This is a genomic window from Dryocola clanedunensis (assembly GCF_038405435.1).
In the GTDB taxonomy this organism is placed as follows: domain Bacteria; phylum Pseudomonadota; class Gammaproteobacteria; order Enterobacterales; family Enterobacteriaceae; genus Dryocola; species Dryocola clanedunensis_A.
The window spans coordinates 1-1,643 of the sequence record NZ_JBBYHZ010000032.1; the positions used below are offsets into that span (position 1 = coordinate 1).

General features: G+C 51.6%; 1 protein-coding gene. It reads right to left on the reverse strand.

The window, feature by feature from the left end; all coding sequences use genetic code 11:
- A partial coding sequence (locus AAE045_RS23095; RefSeq protein WP_455549666.1) for a host specificity factor TipJ family phage tail protein occupies nucleotides 1-1,643 on the reverse strand: 1,643 nt, incomplete at both ends.

A 1,643-nucleotide genomic window follows, 5' to 3' on the forward strand; every position in this document is an offset into this window, starting at 1 on the left:
TCGTATGTATCCGCTATCTGCACCATGTCACCAACGTTCACCCATTCCCCATCAGCCAGCGCCGTAATGCTCATGGCCATCCGTGAGTAGATGAGCCGCTTGCACTCTCTCAAAGCCCTCTCATCAGCCTGAAATTCATCCCTGATATACATCATCTCGAATTTCTTCGGCTTCACAGCGGCGCCAGAGACTATAGCGCCATTGCTGATCCGGTAGCGGATGAAGTCCTGTTTGTTTGTCGTTGGGTTTCGGTACTGAACCTCGACGCCGTCAAAGCCACCTGGCAGCGTCATATCGTAGCTAAGAGAGTAACCCGCATCGGTCGTGTTATTGCGGTTAAACACCGTAGCCGGGCTGCTGCGCTTCTTGTCACGGACAAATGACAGCACGCCATCATCCCAGAACACGGTCACGCTGGCGGCGTCACAGATGGTTTCTATACGGGAGCCTAGCGACACATCCTCATCGTCGAAGGTGTAATCGAAGCACCCAAGACGCGGGTCAATCGCATCAATTTCAGCCTGAATCTGGTACAGTCCGTACAGGTCGATATTGTTGGCCGGCTGCCCTGCCATAACGAGCCATGTATGCGCGACAGCATCAGCGAACTTTCGAGATGGCCTGAGCGTCATATCAACAGTCTGAGTGCCTAGTGAGTAGCTGATGGTATAGCGGTTAATCATCGCGTTGTACTTCAGTTCGCGGCCGGTAGAGTTTTCGGTAGCACGAACCTTGATGATTGCGGTTGTGTCGTTAGGGTGGCTGACGTTGCTACGTACGTTTACCGCGTGGATTTCCTCTACCTGCAGTTTGCTGGCATCGCTGGAGTTATCCGTCCGGTTGAACGACAAAGCATAACGCCCTCGCCCAGCTGTCGGAGTAATCTTGTCGGTGCGATAGAACGTCTCACTTGTCGAGTCGTGAGGCGTTGTCTGCCGATAAGTGAAGGTCTGCGCGGTACCGGGTATCTGGTTGTTGTTTACGTCAACTTTCCAGATTTGCAGCCGCCAGTTAGTTTCACTGTTTCCGCCGAGTCCTGAGTTAGTGTGAACCCAAAGCTGGTCTGAATCGATTGGTGAAAAGAACGGACCTACTATCAACGCAGCATTGTCATTGAGAACAAATTTAGTTGTGTTGATGGTTGCTGTGGTGATGTAAGACGCGCCTGAGCCATTGAGATTATCAAAAGTGAATGTGTACCATTCTGTGGGGTCAATGACTGCGCCATCGTCTGTCTGTTCAAAGCCAATCAGATTGGCAAAAAGAGAAACATCTTCTGTTTTGGTTCCGCCTGGCACCGGATATGTGATGTTAAGAACCATCGATACAGCATGCGGGAATGTCAGGCCAGCGAAGTAGTCAAATTCATCCTGCCTGACGATTTTCACAGCAAGCTGCCCACCGGCATAGTTACCGCTGACCATCGTTGTAGCCGTTGCTGTGTATAGTGGCGTACCGGTATCTTCGTTCTTACCTGGCACCTCCTGCCCGTCCACATCATCGAACTCATAACCCTCGTAAAGCGTCGCAATCACATCGCCAGGCTGATAGATGGTATAAGACGCCCCAGCCATAGAGCCAACGCTAGACTCTGAGTAGCGGAACTGGCTGAGGTCGTACTTTCCCAGGCCAAAGTTCATGTA